This window comes from Paenibacillus sp. GCM10012306, from assembly GCF_042649265.1.
Taxonomy (GTDB): Bacteria; Bacillota; Bacilli; order Paenibacillales; family Paenibacillaceae; genus Paenibacillus_AQ.
In genome coordinates, this window is the sequence record NZ_JBHRYW010000004.1 from 284,325 (window position 1) to 306,257 (window position 21,933).

Genomic DNA, 21,933 nt, shown 5'->3' on the forward strand with positions numbered 1-21,933 from the left:
TTCAATTATTACCATAACCTGGGCAAAAGAAACTTCAGTTCAGAGGTTAGTGCATGATTTGCGGACGATGATGCCAAAATAAGGGCACGTCTTTCATAAAATGCAACCAGAGAGGGGAGGGATTTAGAGTGTCTGAACAACCTCAGAAGCACGCGGCTTCCTTGGAATGGATCACTGGAAAGCTGGATAATATCGCAGATCTGGAGGACAAGCGGCTGCTTGCGCCTGCCGGTGATGCCCGGCTAGTCTTTATCAAGAGCATTACAGATTCAGATAAGGTCAGCCATAGTGTGATTGCTCCATTCTATGAGATGGAGGATACCGAAGCTTATAAGGATTACATTCGTACCTATCCAGGCACCGAAGAGGCAACGACGGGTGAGCGGGCACTGGAGCTTCTACTGAGCGGCTATGCTGCTGTTGGTGTCCTGGAGCAGCTCTATTTCTTTGATGTTCTAAAGTCCGAGAACAGCGCTGTGTCGGAGACCATCACAGAGAGTGTGACCCAGGGACCGTCCGACGGATTCACCGAGAATCTGGCAATCAATCTGAATATGGTGCGGCGACGCTATCAATCCTCGCAACTAAAAATGGAATCGATGCTGATTGGCAATCTGTCACGGACCAAGACGGCAATTCTATATGATGAGAGCCGTGTGAATCATGATGTGCTGGCTGAAGTCAAAGAAAAGCTTCAGACCCTGAGAGTGGATATTCTGCAGGCCACAGGCGAGCTTGAAAAGTATTTAAGCAGCGACAAGCTGCGGATTTTTCCCAAGACTATTGTAACGGAGCGGCCGGACCGCGTTGTATTTAACCTCTCCGAAGGCAAAGTGGCGCTGATGATGGATACTACAGGCTATGCCATTGTTCTGCCCTCCATCTTCAATGATTTCTATACGGCAATGGATGACAAAATCCAGTTTCCCTTTGTCGGAAGATTCCTGAAGTTTCTGCGGGTCATCGGGGTGGCGATGACGCTGTGGCTGCCGGCTCTGTATGTTGCGTTCACCTCGTACAACCCGGAGATTATCCGGGTGCAGATTGCGCTGCTTGTTGCAGGTAGCCGTGCCACCGTGCCATATCCTTCTTTTGTGGAAGTACTGATTATGCTCATCATGATGGAATTCCTGACAGAAGCGAGTATCAGGCTTCCCAAGGCGATTGGTCCGACGGCGACCACGGTTGGCGGTTTGATTCTAGGTCAGGCGGCAACCCAAGCCGGTCTGGTCGGCAACATTATGATCATTCTAGTCTCGGCAGTCGCCATCTCCAACTTTTTAATTCCACTGAATATGATGAGCTTCTCTGTCCGTGTACTAAAATATTTCTTCGTAATTGCCGCCGCTCTTCTAGGCTTGGTCGGTGTTGTAGCTTGTCTGGTAGGTTTAATTATTTATCTATGCAGCCAGCGGAGTTTTGGCCAGCCGTATTTCCGGCTGTTCTTCATGGACAACATCAACTTCCGCAAATTCAAGAAAGGCGGGGGCACTGATGGTTAAAAGCCGTTATTTCTACTGTCTTTTTCTGATGAACAGTCTGATCAACATTATTAACTTTGTGCCAAGAGAGCTGATGGACAGACGTTTTGACGGAGCGTTGATGTCGATCCTGATTGCGGTGCCGATCGGCACCATGTTTGTCTATGTGTTTACCAAATTGATGGACAAGTTCCCTGGCAAGGGAATTCCCGAAATCTTCAATTCGCTTATGCCCAAACTTGTGACGACGCCGATGCTCTTAATCTACGCGGTGTTATGGTATACAGCCGGGGTGATCACATTGCTCTCATTCGTGGACATCACCTTGCGATTCATCAGCCCCGACACTGGGGCTTACCCGGTAGTTATTGGGTTTTTAATTCTGGTTTGTCTTTGCTGCCGGGCAGATGGGCTGTCCTTATTGTACGGGCTCGAGGTGATCTTGGGCATTACCTTGCCTCTAATTCTGTATGCGAGTGTAAAAGCATTGATCAACCCTAATTTTAGTTGGGACTCTGTGTTTCAGATTATGACGTTTATCTGGCATAAGCCGGATATCAAGAGTGTGGCTGCCGGTACTTTTCTATTTAGTGGCTACATCAATTTGGCCATTTTCAACCGGCTATTTCACAAAATTAAGCTAAGACATGTCTGGCTCATCGCTGTGGAGGGCTTGATAGTGCTATTAGTGACGTTTCTGGTACCCATCGGATATTTTGGAACGATCGGAGTCGAACGTCATGTATACACTTGGTTCTCAACTGCAGACAGCATTCGGATCGAGACGTTTTTGATTGAACGGATGTTGTTTATTTTTTATATTGCCTATATGACCCTATCTATCATGAGTGTGATCGTACACTGGCATGTGGGGCTGGAGCTGTTCAAAAGTATTATGCCATTCGCAGACAAAAATTCGTCTAGAGCGAAGCTATGGAAAGAAGGGATCATTCTAGGGGTATTCTGCGCAGCTACTCTGCTGCTGATGTATATGGATCAGTATGAGCTTAATCAACTGGCTGAGTGGTTTCTGCAGATTCGCTGGCTCGGAGAAATGTCGATGATAGCTACACTGTTCTACTGCGCTATAAAAATGCGGAAGGCCAGGAGGCGGGATCTGTGAAGAAAACCGGTTTGTTGCTAATAGCCATTCTGTTGCTACTAACGGCCGGCTGTGATTTCAAAGATATCGATCGGCGAATATTCGTCGTTGCCATGGGGGTGGACCCTGGAGAGAAAGAAGGCAACCTCAAGGTTAGTCTGAAGCTGGCCGTACCGCAAGGCGATATTACCAAGATAGATGAGAAAATGCAGATATTGACGGAAGAATCCTACAGCATCTCAGAAGCGCTCCGCTTAATGAAATCCAGAGTGGAGAAGGAATTGGATTACGTGCATTGCAAATCCATCATTATGGGAGAGAAGCTTGCGGAAAAAGATATCCGCCATGTCCTGGACTGGGCTGTACGGCGCAGGGATATCCAGCTGATCCTGAACTTTGGTGTAGGTAGACCAGAGGCGCTGAAGGTGCTAAGTATAAAGCCTCAGTCGGAGCATATTCCCTCTAATTCACTGATCATGGCGATGAGCGGGGAAGGGACGGAGTCGCCATTTATCGCTAGCGTGTACTCCTACCAGCTGATGAAAAACGTCTATGAGGAGGGAATAGATCCCACTCTTCCGATTGTTGAGTCTAGAGGAAAAGAGCAATTTCTGATTAACAAAATTGCCCTGCTTGATAAGCAGAAAATCCGGATGACACTTTCGCCGGATGAGACTCGGCTTTTTAATCTGCTGACACGCCGGGAGCTCCGGACCAATCTTCCCGCTCATTACAAAGGGGGGATGTACCAATACTATACGGAGAGTTCCTCAGCAAGCTATCGAATTCATACGCCTGAGCAGGGAACGCCTTTCATTAAATACAAGTTAAAGATCGTGGGTATTCTCGAAGAGAATAGCTCTCAGGATATGGTTACTCATCAGGACCTTCTGCAGATCTCCAAGGCTGGTGGAGAGGAGTTGAAGGAGGGGATTGAGAAGCTTCTGGTCAAAATTCAACGAAGCGGGCTGGACCCTTTTGGCTGGGGATTGCGCTACGCTTCAAGACATTTTAACAATGACACTGAGATGAAGGAATGGAAGGCTATTTATCCAAAGCTGGAATTTAAAACGATGGTGGATGTGGATATCAAATACTCTGGCATGATTAAATAAGCTGCCTCTCATAGGCTTCATTCTCGTGAGAATAAGGTGATTCGGAGCAGACCTTGTTTCGCCCTGAATTTTTGGCACGGTAGAGCGCTTGGTCCGCGTGATGGGTCAGCAGGCGACTGACAGCTTCATCATAATCAGGGTGGCAGCAAGCCGCACCGACGGAGATGGTAACGGGAATCCGCTGTCCATCCGGGAGCAAGAACAAGTCCTGCTCTACAGCTGCGCGAATGCGTTCCCCAGCTTTCTCTGCTTCATGTAGCGAACAGACGGGCAGCAGTACTGAGAATTCCTCGCCACCGTTGCGGGAGACAATATCCTGAGGACGAGCTGCTTCGATCAGCCGCTGGGCAAGCTGGATCAGCACCTGATCGCCTGCTGGATGTCCATATGTATCGTTGATGGTCTTGAAATGATCGATATCGAGCGAAAGCAGGGACAAGCTCTCGCGCTGCTTCGCTGCCTGGAGCAATTCGCTCTCCAAATGCCGCTGGAACTGCTGGCGGTTATTCAGTCCGGTCAGAAAATCGGTCGTGGCCCGCACCTCAAGCTGGTTGAACAATTCATTAGAGCGCTGGATATACTCTGCAACATAATAGATGATAAGACCTGTGGCAAGAGAGGCGGCAAGCTCTATTGGAAAGACCTTCATGACAGCTTGGAAACTGTCCAAATTGTTAAGCAGCAGGGCAAACACGAGACCCATAGTAAGCAGATTACTGACGGTCATTTTACGCAGACGGGTCCAGGGTTTAAGCGCGATCCAACTGCAGCATACGCCGCAGAGCAGTAAGGAAAAGGCTGCAGAAAGAGAATTATAGGTAATATCATAGAAGAGGAGTCGGCTGACGGCCAGCAGGACAGAACAGACAGCAGCAGGAAGCCAGCCGAGATAAGCGCCAGCGATAATGATGGCCAGATGTCGCAGATTCGCGTAGGTGTTCGGTCCAATAGGGAATGAGTAACTCATCAGAATCATGCCGAAGAGCCCGAATATCAATCCGGCGACGATGCCTGCCTGAGGCGACATTGTACGGCCCAGAAAGTTGTATCGCTTGGAAAGACTGCCGGAGAGGAAGACGAATGTAACGAGAATGCAGAAATTAGTGAACAAGCTGGTAAGTAGGTCAATCAGCATATCTTTCAAAGGCCCCTTGCTTGGAGAATTGGCTAGATCGGATGAATTCAATGAACGGATAAGTCCATTTTAGCGAATTTTGCGGAAATGGCTATATAAAATATATAGGAGTCCTGACTATGGTTATTGACCGCATGCACTTTAGTATTTATACTTGATCTAAAAATAAATAAGAGGATGATCGCAATGAGAAACCTTAATCTGACTTCTCAACGACAAGCCGTTTACGATATCGTCCGGAATTCGCATGATCACCCAACTGCTGCGGAAGTGATGAACCGCCTGGTAGAGCAGGGACATAATCTTGCTTATGGTACAGTGTATAACTCGCTTCGTTACCTATCCGACAAGAAACTGATTCAGGAGCTCAAGCTCGGTGAGTCGGCGAGCCGATATGATGCCCGGATGGATGATCACCAGCATATTATATGCGAGGTGTGTGGGGCGGTGGATGAAGTGATGAGTCATGTTCCGGAAGAGTGGATCAACGAAGTCGCCAGCGAAACAGGGTATACCATTGGGCATGCCCATGTCGTATTCGGCGGAATTTGCCCGACTTGCAAAGGGAAAAACATGAATTAAAAAAACAGGGACTTTCGTCCTTGTTTTTTTAATGCTCCATTTACATTGGATATAAGAAAAGATCGCTTCCATAAGAAACGGTCTTTTTCGGTTTTATATGAGGATTATCAAGAAATGTATGAGAATATTAAAGGGATCGAGAAGGAAAAGAGACTGTGGAAGCTGAATTATAATTATATACATAAAGTTGTTGTTAACATCGAAGGACTGGCCTACTTAAGACCCAGAAGAAAGAGAGAGTGATCACATCTCATGAACAAAAATACGGTTATTTCTATCCGTACGAAGCTCGTTGCCACCTACATGCTTGTGCTGCTGGTGCCAAGCATGATCATTGGCTGGCAGACTTATCAATCGGCCAGCCATGAAGTGGAGGATCAATTGATCAACAACGCTCAGGAGAGCGTAGGTGCGGTCAACACCATCATTAATGCCAACATAAAGTCTAAAATTAAGGATATTGAATACTTTGCCGAACAGCTGAAGGCGGAAGATATTAACAGCGAAGCGAGCGGAGAGGTATCCTCCGGCATCCGGGCCAGATTACAGGAATATGCGGCGCTACATTCCGATGTGCTCGATATTTATGTGGGGACGAGCCGGGCCAAGTCGCTGCATGCCTCCGAGACCAAGCTGCCTAATGACTATGATCCACGCAAGGAGAATTCCTATGTCAATGCGTTGAAGGACAGCAAGGGGGTAGTGATCTCTCCAGCTTTTCAATCGGCTGATAAGCAGAATGCCGTTGCGATCTCCGCCGTACTGAAGAACGGGGATGGTGTTGTGGCCCTGAATCTGAATTTGGCTGAGCTGGGCGATCTGACAAATCTCAAGGTGGGTAAGGAAGGTTATATCTTAATCGTGGACAGCAGCAAGAAGTATCTGGTCCATCCTACAGAGACGATTGGAGTCGAATCCGGTGCTGATTTTGTGAAGAAAATGTTTGAACAGGAGAAGGGTTCCTTCGATTACGTGTATAAGGATAGTAACAAGAAGATGATCTTTATGGTCAACGAGCTGACGGGCTGGAGAATTGGAGGCACGATCAGCATGAACGAGGTGGACGGTGTAACAGCACCTATCCGTAATACTGCAGCGATGGTTATCGCTGGCTCTGTCTTGGTGGCGCTGGTGCTAATCTATATTAATGTACATTCCATACTTCAGCCGCTTCGCCGATTGAGAAAGGCAACAGAGGTGATCGCCGAGGGTGACTTGTCGAAGGATATCGGCGATTTCCGCAAGGATGAGATCGGCGTACTAGCTGAGAACTTCCAGTCCATGGTGGTCAATCTGCGGGGGATGATCGTTGGTGTACAAGAAATGACGGACAACTTGTCCTCCTCTGCGGAGGAATTGACCGCGAGTGCAGAGCAGACCACAAAGGCTATCGAGCATGTGACCATTGCCATTCAGGAGGTGGCCGGGGGAACGGAGCGTCAGGTCAATAGTGTACATAAAGGCATGGAGAGTACGGCAGCCACAGCCAACGAAGTGATGAAGATCTCGGGGGTTATGGAGCAGGTATCAGCGATGATGGATAAGACCTCGTTATCCGCCTCGGAAGGTGGCGATTCGGTCATCAGTGTCGTGGACAAAATCAATGGTATCCATGAGACGGTGGAAGAGCTTGGCAGTGTGATTGACAAACTCAATAGCCGCACCGACCAGATCACCGGGATTGTAGGGGTGATCAAGGGAATTGCCCGTCAGACCAACTTGCTGGCGCTGAATGCTTCCATTGAGGCCGCAAGGGCGGGCGAGCAGGGCCGCGGCTTCGCGGTTGTTGCCGCAGAGGTGCGCAAGCTGGCAGAGGAATCAGAGCGATCAGCGACCCGAATTGCGGATCAGATTACTTCCATCAACGGGGAGGTGGCGCAGGCCACCACCACGATGGAAGCTGCCAAAGAGCGTGTGTCAGAAGGAATTCTTGCGGTCGATACAACTGGCCGATCCTTCTCGCGTATCCGCAGAGCGGTAAAGGGTGCCGCCGAGAAAATCGAAGACATGAATGAAGCTGTCCGCACACTAACCTCAGAAACAGACAGCATGGAGAAGGCGATTGCCGAGATTCGCTTGATCACCGGTGAGGCTGCTGCCAGTACAGAGACGATCTCCGCTGCCGCACAGGAGCAGCTGGCTTCTGTAGAGGAGATCGCTTCATCGTCCGCCGATCTCAGCCATCTGGCTGAAGAGCTACAAAAGCTGGCGAGCCGCTTCAAGCTGGAGGAACGACAGTAGCTAATAATTCCTTTCCATCTCCTGGTGTTTACAAGTATACTGATAAGCAAAATAACAGGGTTACGATAAGGAGAGAGCAGATTTCATGGCAGAGCAATTAAAAGGTCTCACCATCGCCCTCGCCGGTGCGCGCAAGGCCGAGGAAATGACCAAGCTGGTACAGAATATGGGTGGAACAGCGCTGCTGCGGCCTGCCCAGGGAACCGTATTTCTGGATGATGATGCACTACGAGAAGGCCTGGAGAGCTGGATTGCCAGTCCCCCATACCTGGTGATTCTGACTACAGGCATTGGGCTGGAGGCCCTGTTCACCATGGCCGGTAGTATGGGGCTGGAGGAACGCTTTCAGGAAGTCTTGTCAGGCTCTCTTATTGCTGCTCGGGGCTATAAAACAGTTAATGCTTTGAAGAAAAGAGGGTTCACTCCTGTCGCTCGCGACGATGATGGCAGCAGCACGGGTTTGATCCGGGGGATGGAAGGACTGGATCTGCAGGGCAAGGACGTTCTGTTGCAGCTGCACGGTGACCCCGCACCCGTCCTGACTGACTGGCTGGACACCGTGGGAGCCGTAACCCGGCAGATCTTGCCGTATCGTCATACACCCCCTGAGCCGGGTGAACTGGAGAGGCTGCTGGAGGAGATTGTGACCGGCAAGGTAGATGCCGTGGCCTTTACCAGTGCGCCGCAATTTCGGTTTCTCTCTCAATTGGCTAAGGAGAAGAACAAGCTGGAGGAATTGCGGGAGGCTTTTGAAAATGACGTGCTCGCTGTGTCAGTCGGACGCATCACCTCTGCCGCACTTCAAGAAGAGGGGATTACGCGGATCGTTATGCCTGAACACGAACGAATGGGCAGCATGTTCGTGGAGCTTGGCCGCTATCTAGCTACGAGCCGTTAAGTAGATAAAGGGCGGCGGGAGGCCCGTAAAGCAGGCTGATCTAGAGAGCATTTTCGCCGCAATGGAGGGCGGAAATGCTTTTTTAACAGGAAGACAAATCTGCGGGGAAAGTCCGCTTTGGATGGACATACCGCGAGCTTTTCCTTAAAATAAAGGAAGCTCATACCAATTACACCAGACGAATAATAAGGAGGAGTGCACCTATGGACAAGAGAAAATGTCTGTTACTCGGTGACTACACCCATCCCCGTTTCCACCCCTTGCAGGGAGTGGATCAACAAATCGGTGAAATTTTGCATGAACTGCTGACCGTTCAATGTTCAGAGAATAAGAAACTGTTGCTGAGCGAGCATTTGGCCGGCTATGACTTATGTATTGCTTATAATGAATTATGGAACGAGACGGTGTCTCCCCAGCAGACGGCAGGGCTACTAAGCTATGTGAGCGGTGGCGGTGGGCTCATCGTTCTGCATACCGGCGTATCGCTGGCAAAGCGCTATGAGCTGGCCCAGCTAATCGGCGGGAAATTCACTACTCATCCGCCTTATGGTCCTTTGAAATTCCGCGTGCAGCAGCATGATATTACCGAGGGAATTGAAGATTTTGAACTGGCTGAGGAGCCATATCGTTTTGAATTTGATCCTTTCACAGAGAAAACTGTGCTTCTGGAGTATGAGGCAGATGGCGAATGGCTGCCTGCTGCTTGGTGTCACCGCTATGGTCAAGGACGAGTTGTCTATCTGATGCCGGGCCATCATGAGCCTACGTTCCGGCATCCTGCCATCCGGGAGCTGATCTTGCAGGCTGCCACTTGGGCCGCTCGCATTCCTCATACGTCCTAGAGAATAAAGGTCGCGTCGTTCTTTTGTGAAATGTCTGCTCGGTGGGGTATACTTTAACCATGACTTCTGTTTACAACAAAATGCAATCTTTGGGAGGAAAGAGCCATGAGTGATTTGTTTAAAAAAGCGATCTCTTTAGGAGTGGGCCTCACCATAGTCAGCAAGGAAAAAGTTGAGAAGACAGTCGAGGAGCTTGTGAAGCGCGGAGAGCTTGCGCCCTCCGAATCGAAGGCGCTAGTTGATCGACTCATCGAGCGGGGAGAGGAAGAGCGTAGCGTATTCAAGTCAGCCATACAAGAACAGGTACAACGTGTACTGACCGACCTGAAGGTACCGTCACATAAGGACATTGAGGCTCTTGAGGCCAAAATAGCCGGACTGGAGCACCGCGTAGCGGAGCTGGAGGGCATTTCCCGGCCCCAGGGAACTTTGCCGGAAACGCATAACGATTAAATGGCGGTCCGCATCAGGCATGCTGGACGTTATCGGGCGATAGCCATGGCGCTTATGCGTCATGGCTTTGGCTATATGGTGGAGGAACTGGGACTCTACCATCTTCTATCCCTCCCGCGCCGTCTGGTCACGCAGGAGGTTCATGAAAGCCTAACCCTCGGGGAGCGGATTCGCCGGGTGCTGGAGGATCTAGGGCCAACTTTTGTGAAGTTGGGTCAGCTCGCCAGCACCCGCTCCGATCTGCTGCCCGATTCCATTATTCAGGAGCTGGTGAAGCTCCAGGATCATGTGCCGCCGTTCTCGGCGGACACGGCCCGGTCCATTGTGGAGCAGGAATTGGACCAGCATGTGGACGAGATTTTTCAATCCTTTGAATATAAACCGCTTGCCGCTGCTTCCATCGGTCAGGTTCACCGTGCTGTGCTGCATGATGGGGTGACGGTTGCAGTCAAAATCCAGCGTCCTGGCGTGCTGCGGACGATGAGCCGTGACCTGGAGATCCTCCGCGACTTGTGTGCTCTGGCGGAGCGGCGCATGGACTGGGCCAAGCAGTACGGCCTGAGCCGTATGGCGGATGAGTTCTCCAGGTCTCTCTTGGGTGAACTGGACTACAGCCAGGAAGGGCGCAATGCAGAGAAAATAGCGGGTCAGCTAGGACAACGCGAGGGAATATACATCCCGGAGATTTATTGGGATTATACTTCAACAAGGGTGCTGACCATGGAGTACGTGGAAGGGATTACTTTGAACCGCCGCCAGGAGTTGCTGGACAAGGGTGTCAAGCTCAAGGAGATCGCACAGCAGCTTGTAGAGACGATGCTGAGTCAGGTGTTCATTCACGGCTTCTTTCATGCTGACCCGCATCCCGGTAACGTGATGCTGATGGATAACGGGAAGCTGGCCTTGATCGACTTCGGGATGGTGGGCCGCCTTAGTGATCAGATGCGGGAGCATTTATCTGCACTGATCATCGCCCTGATGCGCAAGAATACAGAAGCGATGGTGCGGGCGATCCTCAAGCTTGGCGTGATACCGGAGAATGCTGACCGGGTAGCACTGCATAACGATGTCGACCGCCTCAGGGATGAATATTATGATGTTCCATTCAATCAGGTCAGTATCGGCAAGGCGCTGAACGATCTTTTCGGCATTGCCCGCAAACACCGGCTGGTGATTCCGCCGGATCTGGCGATCTTGGGTAAGACGATGCTGACTATGGAGGGGGTCGTTGGGAACCTTGACCCCTCCTTCAGCATTGTCCAGATGGCCGAGCCTTTCGGCAAGCGGCTGGCTAAGGAACGTTTTACCGGCAGCCGGATTCAGCGCAAGCTGTGGGACGGGGTAGCAGACCTGGCCGAGAGTCTGATCGAGCTGCCGACACAGGCGCGTCAGCTCTCCGCGCTAGTCAGCTCGGGCAAGCTGAAGGTTGAGGTTGGACTGCCTGAATTGCAGTCGATCCAGCGCAAGCTGGACCGGATCGGCAACCGCCTATCCTTCAGCATCGTGCTGCTGGCCTTCAGTATCATTATGGTGGGGCTGATTATCGGCTCCGCGATGCGGGGCGAACCTTCGCATCTGTGGGATTTCCCTACGGTGGAGATTGGCGCGGTAGTGGCGCTGCTGATGTTCCTGTGGCTGCTGTTCTCGATTTTCAAGTCAGGCAGGTTCTAGCTGGCTGAAGCAAAGACAGCCATTTGGGGTATATTAATAGTGCTGACTAATGAAGCAGGAAATATTCTTGTCCATTTTCACCACAAAAGGCTGAGGATCAAGTACAATATAGAGGAACTTTCTAGACTCAAGCTGGATTCTCATGACGAAAGTGTTGAATATAAAGCAATGGAGTGCCGTCTGAACTGTCCGGTGACTAGCTGCCCTTGTAGAAACCGAACCTTGACGACTCCACTTGGTAATCAAGGATACATTGGGACGGAAGGGCTCCGGTGACGGAGTTCTTCCGCTTTTTGTTTGAAATATAAGAATTTATATGTTCTACACTATAAATTATCCTTATATTTCTCGCTGAAACGGATACCGTCCCTTAGTGGACGGCAAAGCCGTTTCTACTTGAATAGGGATGTTGCGGAAGGTCTGAAGTTTAGGAAGCGAAGAAATGCTAAGAAGCATCATTATTTTGAAGAAACAGTGAGGTGGAGAATTTGCCGGGATTTAAAGATTTGGGAGTTTCAGAGGTGTTGACTGGACTTCTTCAAGGACAAGGGATTGTCCAACCGACCCCCGTACAGCAGGAAGCCATTCCGCCGGTCGTACAGGGATTGGATGTCATTGCGCGGGCTAAGACAGGGACAGGGAAGACACTTGCGTTCCTGCTGCCGATTCTGGACAAGATCTATGTAGAGCGGGCTTATCCGCAGGCGCTAATCCTGGCTCCTACACGGGAGCTGGCTTTGCAAATTACAGAAGAAGCGCGCAAGCTGGCGCGCCACACAGGTGTCAAAATCCTCGCTGTATACGGCGGCCAGGATGTGGAGAAGCAACTCCGCAAGCTGGAAGGCGGCCGTCACTTGATTATCGGAACGCCGGGACGTCTCTTGGACCATTTGCGCCGGGAAACACTGGATCTCAGCGGGGTGAAAATGCTCGTTCTGGACGAGGCGGATCAAATGCTGCATATGGGCTTCCTGGAGGATGTTGAGACCATTATCACGGCTGTGCCTTACCGTCGCCAGACAATGTTGTTCTCGGCAACAATGCCAGATCCGATTAAGCGTCTTGCAGCCAATTATATGAAAGAGCCGCTGGATATCGTAATCAAGAGCGGTTCACCGATTCCACTGGACAATATCCGTCAGCAAGTCGTGGAATGCTCTGACCGGAACAAGGAGGAAGCATTGCAAGCCTTGATCGAGCGGGACCGTCCGTACTTGGCTATGATTTTCTGCCGGACCAAACGCCGGGTATCCAAGTTGAACGAGGCATTGCAGCAGGCCGGTTACGAATGCGATGAGCTGCATGGTGATCTGTCCCAAGCGAAGCGTGAAGCGGTAATGAAAAGATTCCGTGACGCCAAGCTGCAGCTCCTTGTTGCTACAGACGTAGCGGCCCGTGGCCTTGATGTTGAAGGCGTAACGCATGTCTTCAACTATGATATGCCGCTGGATGTGGACAGCTACATCCACCGGATCGGACGGACAGGCCGTGCTGGTGGCAAGGGCTTGGCGATTACTTTCGCCTCGCCGCGTGACCAGCAAGGCCTTGACATGATCGAGCAGGGCATCTCGCAGCGGCTTGATCGCCGCCGCTACGAGAAAGACGAGTTCGGCGTCGGTGAATTCTCCGCCGCTCAGGGCGGCGGAAGCCGCCAGGGCAGCCGCCGTGGTGCAGCTCCCGAAGCGGCACGGGCCGGTCGCGGACCGAAGACCGGCAGCCGTGGTGCAGGCCGCAGCGGCGGAGCGCCGCGTGCGGAGGCTGGTGCGCGTCAAGGCGGCGGTGGCCGCGGACGCGCCAAGGAAGCTGCCGTCTGGGATCAGCCGTCAGCTAGCTCCCGCCCGGGCCGCAGCGCTCAAGGCGGCGGTGGCCGCGGACGTGCCAAGGAAGCTGCCGTCTGGGATCAGCCGTCAGCTAGCTCCCGCCCGGGCCGCAGCGCTCAAGGCGGCAATGGCCCGCGTAGCGGCTACAGCGCTAATAGCTCGCACAGCGAAAGCCAGAGCGGCTATAGCGACAGTGGCTCGCGTGGCGGAAGCCGGAGCGGCTACGGCGGCAATAGCTCGCGCAGTGGAGGCCAAGGCGGCTACGGCGGCAATGGCTCGCGCAGTGGAGGCCAAGGCGGCTACGGCGGCAATGGTTCGCGCAGCGGAGGCCAGGGCGGTTACGGCGGTAATGGCTCGCGCAGTGGAGGCCAAGGCGGTTACGGCGGTAATGGCTCGCGCAGCGGAGGCCAAGGCGGCTACGGCGGTAATAGCTCACGCAGCGGAGGCCGTAGTAATAGTTCCGGCGGCCGTAAAGGCGGCGGGCGTGGCTCATCCAGATAAAGGCGATGGACAGGCGTAAGTAGACCTTGTTACCATAGTGCAGTTGGCGTTTACGCCGGCGACTATGGTAATATTTTTTTGGAATCTAACAAGTCATGGTGCGTCCGATTTTTCTTGATGAAACATTTCCGGTGGTCAGCCGGTCTTAATAGAGAAGAACACTGGCTTAGGAGGGAGAAGCAGTAACATGTCCAAAAAAGTAAGAATCCTGTTCTTATTCATCATTGTCGTTGCTATCGGCTGGGGAATCGGTAAATATACGATTCCTTCAGCCTCAAAGGAACAGGGGGCGGCAGCCAATCAGCAGGATGACCTTCAGGGTCAACCTGTGGCTTCCCCAGATCCATCGGCCGTTTCCGGTGAAAATGGCACGGACAAGCCTGGTAACGACGGAAACAGCGGTCCTGGTGGGGATCATTTAACACCGGTAACGGGGAGTCCGTCTAATTCCACCTCTGAACCGAACAGTATGACAGTAATGGTGAACAAGCAGTACGGACTGCCGGATAATTATAAGCCGGAGGATCTCGTTTATCCGAATGTGCGGTTTACGTTCAAGGAAAAAATCGAGAAACGGATGATGCGCAAGGAAGCGGCTACGGCACTGGAAGAGTTGTTTGCCGGTGCGGAGAAAGATGGCATTTATCTGGCCGGTGTCTCTGCGTTCCGTTCCCAGTCCACCCAGGTTGGTCTGTTCAACCGTTATGTGGAACGCGACGGAGAAGAGAAAGCTCGCAGATACAGTGCGGTGCCGGGGCATAGCGAGCATCAGACTGGACTAGCTATTGATGTGACAAGCAGTGACGGGAAGTGTGCGGCTGAAAGCTGCTTTGCCGGAACGCCGGAAGCCAAATGGCTGGCTGAACATGCAGCGGAGTATGGATATATCATCCGCTATCCGGAGGGCAAGGAGAAAATTACCGGATACATGTATGAGCCATGGCATATTCGTTATGTTGGCAAAGAGATTGCGGCTGATATTGTACAGAGTGGCGTTACGTTAGAGGAATACTATAACGCGGTTCCAGTGTCGCAATAAGCATAGACTTAGTATGATAAAAGGGGATGTCCCGTAAGCCATAGGCTTTATGGACATCCTATTTTGCATGGTCTGACCTAATGAGATGGATGGTGGTGGCTGGCTGAAGGCCGGTGGATTCTGCGTCGTGGCTGGTGGCTCGTAAGTGACAACCCGTACCCCGCAACAGAAATCCCGTACTCCGTAACAGTAACTGCAACTGTAACAGTAACTGCAACTGTAACAGTAACTGCAACTGCAACTGTAACAGTAACTGTAACTGTAACTGTAACTGCAACTGTAACTGCAACTGTAACTGCAACTGCAACTGTAACTGTAACTGTAACTGTAACTGTAACTGTAATCATAACTGTAACCGTGATCCGTAAGCGTGACGCGTATCCGTACCCCGTACCCCGCACCCCGTACCCCGTAACAGGTGCCTCTTACCCTGCGGTTTGAAATAAAGGCAATTTTGTACCTTAATTAATGGTGAAACCGCTGTATTCGCCAAATAAGTGCAATATTGTACCTTATATTCACGAAAAAGGCTCTTTTTCAAGCTGAGATGAGAATTAACATACAATTTTGCACTTAATTACCTAAATCACACGTATAGACACAAATTAAGGTACATTTTTGCCTCTATTCCCGATCCCCTCGACCTTCTAGGCCTAAGGCAATTATTCATTAGAGAGAAAAAGAGTGTTCCATAAGCCAAGAATGGCTCTTGGGACCACTTCTGCTAATACGCAGAGCAGCAGCGATTCTCTAATAATAGGAGAATCGCTGCTCTATTAGCTTTATAGTTTTGAAAATGAAGTGAATCTGTCGCAGCTCGTAGAAAACTCACTTTTGGGACAGCTCCTTTGTATCGTTTAGAGAACTTATCTCTTGATTATTACCGCCGGGAGAGACTCAAGAGAGATCCAAGAGAGATCCAAGAGAGATTCCTTCCAAATTACAACGCAAGCGTAACCTTGGTGAGGATGAGGTTTCATTCCTCTGATTTTGTCGACAGCCTAAGCTGCTCGTTTCGATAGCTCAGAGGGCTTTGTCCATAGCGTTTTTTAAAAGCTCTGCTGAAATAGCTGAGATCGGCGAAGCCGGCTTGCTCTGCTGATTCTGAGACAAGGGCGTCTGGTAGGCGAAGCAGCTCGGATGCTTTTTCCAGCCTGATCTGATTCATCCGTTCCACAATGGTATACCCTGTAAGCTTCTTGTACTGCCGGGATAAATGTCCGTAGCTCATATGCAGCGATGCAGCCAACTCTGTGACGCTCAGGCGGCCGCCTTGATAGTCCTCCAAATAAATCTCCACTTTTCGCACCAGTGGGTCCTGATAAGTCTTGGTTAACCCCGTCTGTCCGTCCATTGATTGCTGAAGGGTGCAGAGTTGCTCAAGCAGTCCGACGAGCAAGAGCTGAAGCCCAAGCTCCGAACGCTGCAAAGTGGCTTCACGTAGAAAATGCATCAGCATGGCTCCAAAGCCAGCTTCATCGCGGTAGGAGCCAGGCTTCCACTTTTGTAGCCGTAGTAGCCGTGCATACAAGGAATCCCCAGGCAAATTCTCCTCTGTTCCGTCTGCACGCCGAATCCGCCAGCGGAAACAGAGACCTTCGTGCGGATTCCCCTTAGTATACGTATGAGAATGGACCATGCCCGGGGGAATAAGGAAGAACTCGTCGGCTTGAACGCCGATGGATTCTCCGACGAAGTGCGTATCCAGCCGCCCGGTCAGCACATAGTTGAGTTCAAACCAGGTGTGGGCATGGGGCGGACATTTACTAGCGGTGCCGATTTGTTCAAAAATGATATCTACCCATTCAATAATGACATCCATCACCTGTATTTCTTGGCATAAGGTATTGAAAACAGGAGGAAGGGCGCTTTTCCAGTCGTTTAGTTCCATTTTGGATTGAGGCTTCTTTCTATTTTTGAAATGATTATATCATAATCGGACAAATATGCGTGTGTTTTGGAAATGTACGCAGACGTCATGCAGCCTCACAATGGAAGGGAGACGAATGACCTTACTGAAGGAGGCGGCAAGAGATGAAAAAATTGCATTTGCTCAGCAATGCCCACCTGGACCCCGTATGGCAATGGGAATGGGAAGAAGGGGCGGCGGCAGCTGTATCAACCTTTCGCGCAGCGGCGGAGTTTTGCGAGGAAGTCGACGGTTATATTTTTAATCACAATGAAGTGATTCTCTATAAATGGATTGAGGAGTATGAACCCAAGCTGTTTGCGCGTATCCAGCGGCTGGTGAAGGAAGGTAAGTGGAGAATCATGGGCGGTTGGTATTTGCAGCCCGATTGCAACATGATTTCCGGGGAGTCATTCGTTCGGCAGATTCTGCTCGGTAAAGCCTATTTCCGGGAGAAATTCGATGCTGAACCAACAACTGCAATCAACTTTGATTCATTCGGACATACTCGGGGATTGGTGCAGATTCTGGAGCAAGCGGGATATGATTCATATATCTTCATGCGCCCTGATGAGATGGATGCCCTTCCGGCGGGAGATTTTATCTGGGAAGGCTTTAATGGCTCTAAGGTGATGGCTCATAAGATCGAAGGCGGCTATAACACCAACATGGGCAAAACCCGTGAGAAAATCGAGCGGTGGCTGAACGACCACGGAGACCGTGACACAGGACTTGTTCTCTGGGGAGTAGGCAACCATGGCGGCGGGCCATCCCGTATCGATCTGGCACAAATCGGAGAGTTGATGGCGGAGCGGAAGGACTTCCAGATTATACATTCCACTCCAGAAGCGTATTTCGCTGATTTGCGAGCGACGACAGAGCTGCCGTCCTTTGCAGGTGATCTCAATCCCCGATTTGTGGGTTGTTATACCTCGATGATCCGCATCAAGCAGAAGCACCGCCAACTGGAAAATGAACTGTTTATGACGGAGAAAATGCTGTCAACGGCTGCGCTTCAGGGCTTGCTGTCGTATCCTGCGAGCGAGCTGCATGAAGCGCTTTGTGATCTGCTGACTGCCCAGTTCCACGATATTCTGCCGGGAACTTCGATACAGCCAGCAGAAGAAGCTTCGCTACGGCAGATTGATCATGGGCTTGAGATTGTGGCACGTTTGAAGGCGAGAGCTTTCTTCGCAATGGCTTCAGGACAGCCCAAGGCGGCGCTGAAAGAATATCCGATCCTGATCTATAATCCACATCCGTTCCCGGTGAAGGGCATTTTTGAATGCGAATTTATGCTGGAGGACCAGAACTGGAATGAAGAGTTCTCTATGCCTCAAGTATACAGGGACGGACAATTGCTTCCTTGTCAGCCGGAAAAGGAACTCAGCAACCTGAATCTGGACTGGAGAAAAAGAGTGGTCTTTGAGGCCGAGCTTGCCCCTTCCTCGATGAACCGCTTCGATACCCGGATTAAAATGTTAAAAGAGAAGCCGCTTCCCCAGTTAACACAGCAGGATGGGGTCTTCCGGTTTGAAACCGCAGATCTGCGCGTGGTTATTAACGCCGCGACTGGTCGGATGGATGAATACTCTGTCAAGGGTATATCATACCTGCGCAAGAATGCTTTTGCTGCGTTGGTGCTTGAGGACAATGAAGATCCATGGAGAATGGACACCATTGCTTTTGGCCCTGTAGAGGGCAGGTTTGAATTGATGAGTGAAGAAGAGAACCGTGTATTCTCTGGGGTGAAAAATCCACTTCCGGCGGTACGGGTTATTGAAGATGGTGCAGTACGCACGGTGATTGAATCGGTTCTGACTTACGGCAATTCCCGCATTTGTCAGCTCTACAAGCTGCCTAAGCAGGGGACAGAGATTGAAGTCGAGCTGCGTGTCTACTGGAACGAGAAAGACAAGATGCTCAAGCTGTCCATCCCTACGGTTTTGGAGCAAGGAGACTTCCTAGGCCAGACAGCCTTCGGGATCAATCCGCTGGATCGTGAAGGCAATGAGACGGTGGCCCAGAAGTGGATTGCAGTGGAGGATATGACGCAGAATATGGCCGTTACTTGCATCAATAATGGGATCTACGGCGGAGATTTCCGGCGGGGCGAGGTTCGTCTGTCACTACTGCGCGGCGCAGGATACTGTGCACATCCGATCGGGGACCGTCCAATTATGGTACAGGATCGTTTCCAGCCGCGGATGGATCAGGGCGAACGCAGCTATACCTTCTGGCTGAATGCAGGGGAGCTTGCAGATCGGAGAGACCGGGTAGATCGGGAAGCGCTGGTTCATAACGAACGTCCTTACGCATTGTCTTTCTTCCCATCAGGTGAGGGAGAACTTCTGGACTCCTTTATTGTGCTGGAAGATGACCGTATTCAACTTAGCGCCTTCAAAAAAGAGGAGCAAGGCGATGGCTATATACTGAGGCTGTTCGAGCCGACTGGCTCCGCTGGTTCCACCACCGTCAGTATTTCTACACTTGGCATCCGCAGGGAAGTCAGTCTGAAAGGATTTGAAATCAAGACATTCCGTATTCAGCCTGCCTCTGGTACCTTTGAGGAAATTCCACTCTGCGAACGTTAATATATTGGCTACGTCTAGCCGCCGGACAGTCCCCATGGACCGCTCGGCGGTTTTTAATTATCTTCAAATCTACAGTGATGTATGCACGATAAAGGATAGATATAGCGTACTTTTGAATTCGGACGGCAATAAGAGTAGAATAGAGAAAACTATTAAATTTTGAAGGGATGGTAGCACAATGTCGATCTATAGTTTTGCCGGGGTTACGCCTGCGGGTAAGGAAGTACCGTTCACAGAATATGAAGGCAAGGTGCTGCTGATTGCCAACACGGCCAGCAAATGCGGGCTGACTCCGCAATATGGAGAACTACAAAAGCTGTACGAGCAGTACGGAGAACAAGGCCTTGTAGTGTTGGGCTTTCCCTGCAATCAGTTTGCCGGACAAGAGCCAGGAACGAGCGAAGAAGCAGCGGAGTTCTGCCAGATTAACTATGGCGTGTCCTTCCCGGTATTTGCCAAGGTAGATGTCAACGGACCAGAAGCCAGCCAGCTCTTCGAGTATTTGAAGAAACAGCAGCCGGGTGAAGGCGAGAGCAGCGACATCCAGTGGAATTTCACCAAATTCCTCGTTGACCGCAGTGGCAATGTGACCGCTCGCTTTGAGCCAAAAGAATCGCCTGAAACAATGAAGGACAGCATCGAGTCCTTGTTATAATTTTGAATAAGCAAGAAATTTAGGGCTTACACCTTCTCCCGGACACGGCTTTTGGCTGTTGTCCGGGAGTTTTGCATATTTGGGCCTATTCATATCATGAAGTGTGAAAATAATCCTTGACGCTTTTCTTAGACCTTGTATCCTTTAATTGCAATGATACATAACAGGAATTCGCATAAGGCAGGAAATCATTCAGAATAATAACCGGCAGGAGGGTTCTGTACACAGCATGAAATTGATTACGGAAGTAGCGGCAGAAGTAGGAATTGGTGAACAACATCTGGAGCTGTACGGTAAATATAAGAGCAAGCTGGCGTCTTCACTCTGGGAGGAGCTTAGCCACCGTCCGGACGGGAAGCTCGTTCTGGTGACGGCGGTCAATCCTACACCGGCCGGAGAAGGAAAGACGCTGACAACGATTGGCCTCGCTCAGGCACTGAACGCTTCTGGGGTAAAGACAGTGGCTGCGCTGCGCGAACCTTCGCTGGGACCTTGCCTGGGCATGAAGGGCGGAGCTACTGGTGGCGGCCAAGCACAGATTGTCCCGGCAGACGAGATTAACCTCCACTTTACAGGAGATATCCATGCGGTAACGTCTGCGCATAATTTATTATCTGCGATGATCGACAATCATATTTTCCACGGTAATGCGCTGGATATCGATCCCCAGCGGATCGTATGGAAGCGCGTTATGGATATGAATGACCGCAGTCTGCGGAGCATTGTAACTGGTCTTGGGGACGGTAACGGTACCGTTCGGGAGGCTGGTTTTCAGATCACGACAGCCTCGGAGATTATGGCCGTGCTCTGTCTTTGTGATGATTTGTCTGATCTTAAGAAGCGGATTGGCCGGATTCTTGTAGGATATAACCGTCTCGGCCAGCCCGTCACAGCACAAGAGCTGGGTGCGGTGGAGGCTATGGCTGCACTATTGAAGGAAGCGGTGAAGCCAAATCTGGTGCAGACGCTGGAAGGTACACCGGTTATCGTACATGGTGGACCTTTTGCGAACATTGCCCATGGTTGCAGTAGTGTGATTGGTACTCGCTATGCGTTGAAGCTGGGTGATCTTGTTGTCACGGAAGCGGGCTTTGGCGCGGATCTTGGAGCCGAGAAATTCATGGACATTAAATGCCGTCAAGCGGGATTAACTCCTGCCGCAGCTGTGCTAGTGGTTACCGTGAAGTCCCTGAAGTACAACGGCGGTGTTGCTAAGAGTGAGCTCGGGTCCGAGAATCAAACAGCCTTGCTTGCCGGCATCCCTAATATGGAGCGTCATATTGAGAACCTGGGCAAGTTCGGGGTGCCCGTTGTTGTGGCCATCAATCATTTCGAGGGCGATAGTCCGGCCGAGATTGAGGCGATCCAGGCAGCCTGCCAACGCCTGAATGTGCCGTCAGCTGTATCCAAAGTATGGGCCGAGGGCGGAGCCGGCGGTCTGGAACTGGCGAGCGAGTTGTTGCAGGTGCTAGAACAGGACGGTGCAAATTTCGAACCGTTGTATGAGAACAACCTTGATATTGCGGACAAAATCACCACTATTGTGCGTGAAATCTATCGCGGTGCAGAGGTTGCCTTCTCTCCCGCAGCCAAGCGCAGCTTGGCTGTAATTAATCAGTTGGGTCTGAATGAGCTGCAAGTATGTATGGCCAAGACGCCGTATTCCTTCTCGGATCAGGCCAAGCTTCTTGGGGCACCAGTAGGCTTTACCATGGGCGTACGTGACATTACATTGTCACTAGGTGCTGGTTTTGCTGTAGTTATTACCGGCAACATCGTAACCATGCCAGGTCTTCCAGCTCGACCGGCAGCCGAAGGGCTGCACGTCGATGAGGGTGGCGAGATACATGGATTAGAATAAGGTTAGCTTCAATTGTAGCCCTGGGCTTTACTTG

Annotated in this window: 17 protein-coding genes; 14 read left to right on the forward strand and 3 right to left on the reverse strand. The window is 51.0% G+C overall.

Going from position 1 to position 21,933, the window contains the following annotated elements:
• The first annotated feature begins 128 nt into the window (after positions 1 to 128).
• Genes ACFORK_RS12080 through ACFORK_RS12090 form a run of 3 tightly spaced genes read left to right on the forward strand, consistent with a single transcriptional unit; the run spans position 129 to position 3,698 of the window.
• Positions 129 to 1,502 (forward strand): spore germination protein, encoded by a 1,374-nt coding sequence (locus tag ACFORK_RS12080; protein ID WP_379199077.1) that lies wholly within the window; start codon positions 129 to 131, stop codon positions 1,500 to 1,502.
• A complete protein-coding gene (locus ACFORK_RS12085) occupies positions 1,495 to 2,604 on the forward strand; it encodes a GerAB/ArcD/ProY family transporter (RefSeq protein WP_379199079.1) in 1,110 nt (369 codons plus the stop codon). The genes ACFORK_RS12080 and ACFORK_RS12085 overlap by 8 nt, the downstream gene beginning before the upstream one ends.
• On the forward strand, positions 2,601 to 3,698 hold the full coding sequence (locus ACFORK_RS12090; protein ID WP_379199081.1) for a Ger(x)C family spore germination protein: 1,098 nt from the start codon (positions 2,601 to 2,603) through the stop codon (positions 3,696 to 3,698). The genes ACFORK_RS12085 and ACFORK_RS12090 overlap by 4 nt, the downstream gene beginning before the upstream one ends.
• Here ACFORK_RS12090 and ACFORK_RS12095 read toward each other — a convergent pair.
• Positions 3,691 to 4,833: a GGDEF domain-containing protein gene (locus tag ACFORK_RS12095; RefSeq protein ID WP_379199083.1), complete on the reverse strand. Its 1,143-nt coding sequence runs from the start codon at positions 4,831 to 4,833 to the stop codon at positions 3,691 to 3,693. The two genes, ACFORK_RS12090 and ACFORK_RS12095, sit on opposite strands and share 8 nt — an antisense overlap.
• Positions 4,834 to 5,019: 186 nt before the next feature.
• Between ACFORK_RS12095 and ACFORK_RS12100 the strand changes: the two genes are divergently transcribed.
• The 8 genes from ACFORK_RS12100 to ACFORK_RS12135 all read left to right on the forward strand — a co-directional run bounded on the left by ACFORK_RS12100 (position 5,020) and on the right by ACFORK_RS12135 (position 14,880).
• Positions 5,020 to 5,415: a Fur family transcriptional regulator gene (locus ACFORK_RS12100; RefSeq protein WP_379199085.1), complete on the forward strand. Its 396-nt coding sequence runs from the start codon at positions 5,020 to 5,022 to the stop codon at positions 5,413 to 5,415.
• Between the two features lie 252 nt (positions 5,416 to 5,667).
• Positions 5,668 to 7,656, forward strand: a complete 1,989-nt coding sequence (locus ACFORK_RS12105; RefSeq protein ID WP_379199087.1) for a methyl-accepting chemotaxis protein — start codon at positions 5,668 to 5,670, stop codon at positions 7,654 to 7,656.
• 85 nt (positions 7,657 to 7,741) lie between these two features.
• The gene (locus ACFORK_RS12110) at positions 7,742 to 8,554 is read left to right on the forward strand and encodes a uroporphyrinogen-III synthase (RefSeq protein WP_379199089.1); all 813 of its coding nucleotides are present in this window, start codon (positions 7,742 to 7,744) and stop codon (positions 8,552 to 8,554) included.
• A gap of 203 nt (positions 8,555 to 8,757) precedes the next feature.
• Positions 8,758 to 9,396: a ThuA domain-containing protein gene (locus tag ACFORK_RS12115; RefSeq protein WP_379199092.1), complete on the forward strand. Its 639-nt coding sequence runs from the start codon at positions 8,758 to 8,760 to the stop codon at positions 9,394 to 9,396.
• A gap of 105 nt (positions 9,397 to 9,501) precedes the next feature.
• The gene (locus ACFORK_RS12120) at positions 9,502 to 9,849 is read left to right on the forward strand and encodes a phasin family protein (RefSeq protein WP_379199094.1); all 348 of its coding nucleotides are present in this window, start codon (positions 9,502 to 9,504) and stop codon (positions 9,847 to 9,849) included.
• The gene (locus ACFORK_RS12125; protein ID WP_379199096.1) at positions 9,850 to 11,520 is read left to right on the forward strand and encodes an ABC1 kinase family protein; all 1,671 of its coding nucleotides are present in this window, start codon (positions 9,850 to 9,852) and stop codon (positions 11,518 to 11,520) included. It begins immediately after the preceding gene.
• Positions 11,521 to 12,008: 488 nt separating this feature from the next.
• Positions 12,009 to 13,841, forward strand: coding sequence for a DEAD/DEAH box helicase (locus ACFORK_RS12130; RefSeq protein WP_379199098.1), 1,833 nt, complete (start codon positions 12,009 to 12,011; stop codon positions 13,839 to 13,841).
• Positions 13,842 to 14,028: 187 nt separating this feature from the next.
• Complete coding sequence (locus ACFORK_RS12135; RefSeq protein WP_379199100.1) at positions 14,029 to 14,880, forward strand: M15 family metallopeptidase; 852 nt, start codon at positions 14,029 to 14,031, stop codon at positions 14,878 to 14,880.
• A gap of 77 nt (positions 14,881 to 14,957) precedes the next feature.
• Here the strand turns inward: ACFORK_RS12135 and ACFORK_RS12140 are convergent, their stop codons facing one another.
• Together ACFORK_RS12140 and ACFORK_RS12145 are read right to left on the reverse strand one after the other, a co-directional pair.
• Positions 14,958 to 15,281, reverse strand: a complete 324-nt coding sequence (locus ACFORK_RS12140; protein WP_379199102.1) for a hypothetical protein — start codon at positions 15,279 to 15,281, stop codon at positions 14,958 to 14,960.
• Between the two features lie 575 nt (positions 15,282 to 15,856).
• Positions 15,857 to 16,702, reverse strand: a complete 846-nt coding sequence (locus ACFORK_RS12145) for a helix-turn-helix transcriptional regulator (protein WP_379199104.1) — start codon at positions 16,700 to 16,702, stop codon at positions 15,857 to 15,859.
• A gap of 212 nt (positions 16,703 to 16,914) precedes the next feature.
• Here ACFORK_RS12145 and ACFORK_RS12150 point away from each other — a divergent pair, with 212 nt between their 5' ends.
• From ACFORK_RS12150 to ACFORK_RS12160, 3 genes are all read left to right on the forward strand, one after another.
• Positions 16,915 to 19,383, forward strand: coding sequence for a glycoside hydrolase family 38 N-terminal domain-containing protein (locus tag ACFORK_RS12150; RefSeq protein WP_379199106.1), 2,469 nt, complete (start codon positions 16,915 to 16,917; stop codon positions 19,381 to 19,383).
• A gap of 178 nt (positions 19,384 to 19,561) precedes the next feature.
• On the forward strand, positions 19,562 to 20,038 hold the full coding sequence (locus ACFORK_RS12155; RefSeq protein WP_379199108.1) for a glutathione peroxidase: 477 nt from the start codon (positions 19,562 to 19,564) through the stop codon (positions 20,036 to 20,038).
• 229 nt (positions 20,039 to 20,267) lie between these two features.
• Positions 20,268 to 21,899 carry a formate--tetrahydrofolate ligase gene (locus tag ACFORK_RS12160; RefSeq protein ID WP_379199110.1) on the forward strand — a complete coding sequence of 544 codons (1,632 nt, stop codon included), beginning with the start codon at positions 20,268 to 20,270 and terminating at the stop codon, positions 21,897 to 21,899.
• The last annotated feature ends 34 nt before the right edge of the window (positions 21,900 to 21,933 follow it).

Excerpts from the sequence above, each read along its gene's own strand:
- ACFORK_RS12135 (WP_379199100.1), top strand. The coding sequence starts at position 14,029 with ATGTCCAAAAAAGTAAGAATCCTGTTCTTATTCATCATTGTCGTTGCT.
- ACFORK_RS12150 (WP_379199106.1), top strand. The coding sequence starts at position 16,915 with ATGAAAAAATTGCATTTGCTCAGCAATGCCCACCTGGACCCCGTATGG.
- ACFORK_RS12095 (WP_379199083.1), bottom strand. The coding sequence starts at position 4,833 with ATGCTGATTGACCTACTTACCAGCTTGTTCACTAATTTCTGCATTCTC.
- ACFORK_RS12105 (WP_379199087.1), top strand. The coding sequence starts at position 5,668 with ATGAACAAAAATACGGTTATTTCTATCCGTACGAAGCTCGTTGCCACC.
- ACFORK_RS12160 (WP_379199110.1), top strand. The coding sequence starts at position 20,268 with ATGAAATTGATTACGGAAGTAGCGGCAGAAGTAGGAATTGGTGAACAA.
- ACFORK_RS12145 (WP_379199104.1), bottom strand. The coding sequence starts at position 16,702 with ATGGATGTCATTATTGAATGGGTAGATATCATTTTTGAACAAATCGGC.
- ACFORK_RS12125 (WP_379199096.1), top strand. The coding sequence starts at position 9,850 with ATGGCGGTCCGCATCAGGCATGCTGGACGTTATCGGGCGATAGCCATG.
- ACFORK_RS12085 (WP_379199079.1), top strand. The coding sequence starts at position 1,495 with ATGGTTAAAAGCCGTTATTTCTACTGTCTTTTTCTGATGAACAGTCTG.
- ACFORK_RS12155 (WP_379199108.1), top strand. The coding sequence starts at position 19,562 with ATGTCGATCTATAGTTTTGCCGGGGTTACGCCTGCGGGTAAGGAAGTA.
- ACFORK_RS12120 (WP_379199094.1), top strand. The coding sequence starts at position 9,502 with ATGAGTGATTTGTTTAAAAAAGCGATCTCTTTAGGAGTGGGCCTCACC.
- ACFORK_RS12100 (WP_379199085.1), top strand. The coding sequence starts at position 5,020 with ATGAGAAACCTTAATCTGACTTCTCAACGACAAGCCGTTTACGATATC.
- ACFORK_RS12115 (WP_379199092.1), top strand. The coding sequence starts at position 8,758 with ATGGACAAGAGAAAATGTCTGTTACTCGGTGACTACACCCATCCCCGT.
- ACFORK_RS12110 (WP_379199089.1), top strand. The coding sequence starts at position 7,742 with ATGGCAGAGCAATTAAAAGGTCTCACCATCGCCCTCGCCGGTGCGCGC.